Origin of the sequence: Micromonospora sp. NPDC048898, from assembly GCF_043198035.1 — a bacterium.
Taxonomy (GTDB): domain Bacteria; phylum Actinomycetota; class Actinomycetes; order Mycobacteriales; family Micromonosporaceae; genus Micromonospora.
In genome coordinates, this window is the sequence record NZ_JBICUF010000050.1 from 1 (window position 1) to 2,383 (window position 2,383).

At 74.8% G+C, this 2,383-nt stretch carries 1 protein-coding gene; it reads left to right on the top strand.

From position 1 onward, the window contains the following. Positions 1-2,383: SDR family NAD(P)-dependent oxidoreductase (locus ACGFIQ_RS36220; protein WP_393250857.1), on the top strand; the 2,383-nt coding region annotated here is incomplete at both ends.

The window sequence follows — 2,383 nt, forward strand, 5'->3', positions numbered from 1 at the left end:
GCCGGATCCTGCTGATCGACACCGACACCCCCACACCCCCGGAACACCCACCCACCAACCACCCCCAGACCGCCACCCGAAACACCACCACCTACACACCGCTGCTCACCCGCGCACCCGTCACGCCGCATGATCCGGGCCAGCGGCGATCACTCGACGGCACGGTGCTCATCACCGGCGGCCCCGACGGGCTCGCCGGGTTGATCGCACGTCATCTCGCCACCCGGCACGGCGCCCGGCACCTGCTGCTCGCCTGCCGCCGCGGCCCATCCGCCCCGGGCACCGCCGAGCTGCGCGACGACCTCACGGCCGCGGGCGCCTCGCTCACCGTCGAAGCCTGCGACGTCGCCGACCGCGAAGCGCTCGCCGCGCTGCTGGCCGGCCTCCCGCCCGGAGCGCCCCTCACGATGGTGGTCCACGCCGCGGCGGTGCTCGCGGACGCGCCGGTCACCACGCTCACCGCGGAGGGCCTACGGCGGGCGTACGAGCCCAAGGCGGTGGGGGCGCGGCACCTCGACGAGCTCACCCGGCACCTCGATCTCGACGCCTTCGTGCTCTTCTCGTCCATCTCCGGCATCATCGGCTCGGCGGGCCAGGGCGCCTACGCCGCGGCGAGCACCTACCTCGACGGGCTCGCCGCCCACCGCCGGTCCCTGGGCCTGCCCGCGCAGTCGCTCTCCTGGGGGCTGTGGGACGACACCGCCGGCATGGGCGCCGCCCTGGACCGGACCGCCCTCGCCCGGTGGGCCCGTGCCGGCGTCCGCCCGCTCGCCCCGGACCGGGCACTCGCCCTGCTCGACGCCGCGCTGGCCGACGGCGCCACCCACCTCGTACCCGCCGGGATCGACCTCGGCGCGGCGTCCGAGGCCCCGGCGGTGCTGCGCCCGCCGGCGGTGGCGGCCCGGCGCCGCACCGCGGCGACGACCGCGCCCGCGGACGCCCCCGGCCCGCTCGCCGCCGAGTTGGCCGGGCTCGACCGGCCGGCGGCCGGCGAACGGCTGCTCACGCTCGTACGGGACCAGATCGCCGCCGTGCTCGGCCACGACAGTGCCACCGCCATCGACGCGACCCACACCTTCGCGGAACTGGGCCTGGACTCCCTCACCGCGTCCGAGCTCGGCAACCGGGTCAACGCCGCGGCCGGCGTCCGGTTGTCCCCGACATTGATCTTCAACCACCCCACGCCGCAGGAACTCGCCGCGCATCTGGGCGATAAGTTGCTCGGCCGAGCCGAGCCGGTCCCGGCTCCGGCCGGGCCGGTCGCGACCGACGACGACCCGGTCGTGGTGGTCGGGATGGCGTGCCGTTATCCGGGCGGCGTGGCCTCGCCCGAGGACCTGTGGAATCTCGTGCTGCGCGAAGGTGACGGCATCGGCGAGTTCCCGGCGGACCGTGGCTGGGACGAGGGGCTCTACGACCCCGACCCGGAACAGGCCGGGCGGTCGACCACGCGGTTCGGCGGCTTCCTGTACGACGCGGGCGACTTCGACGCGGGCTTCTTCGGGGTGTCGCCGCGGGAGGCGCTGGCGATGGATCCGCAGCAGCGGCAGGTGCTCGAGACGTCCTGGGAGGCGTTCGAGCACGCGGGCATCGCCCCGTCGTCCCTGCGCGGCACGGACACGGGAGTGTTCGTCGGCGTGATGTACCACGACTACGCGCCCCGCAACCGCGACTCCGCGCAGCAGGTCGAGGGATACGCGCTCACCGGCAACCTGTCCAGCGTGTTGTCCGGCCGGGTGGCCTACGTGTACGGGCTGGAAGGCCCTGCGGTCACGGTGGACACGGCGTGCTCGTCCTCGCTGGTCTCGCTCCACCTCGCCGCGAACGCCCTGCGGTCCGGGGAGTGCACCATGGCACTGGCCGGTGGCGTCACCGTGATGGCCACGCCGTCGACGTTCATCGAGTTCTCCCGGCAACGCGGCTTGGCGCCGGACGGCCGGTGCAAGTCGTTCGCGGCCTCCGCGGACGGCACCGGCTGGAGCGAGGGTGTCGGCCTGCTGGTGCTGGAACGGATGTCGCAGGCGCGGCACCACGGCCACCGCATCCTCGCGGTGCTGCGCGGCTCGGCGGTCAACCAGGACGGCGCCTCCAACGGGCTGACCGCCCCGAACGGGCCCTCCCAGGAGCGGGTGATCCGGCGGGCGCTCGCCGACGGCGGGCTGACGCCGGCCGACGTCCAGGTGGTCGAGGGCCACGGCACCGGCACCCGGCTGGGTGATCCGATCGAGGTGCAGGCGCTCGAGGCGACGTACGGGGCCGGCCGCGACCCCGCCGCACCCCTCTGGCTGGGCTCGATCAAGTCGAATATCGGTCATGCGCAGGCGGCGGCGGGTGTGGCCGGGGTGATCAAGGTGGTGATGGCGATGCGGCACGGGGTGGTGCC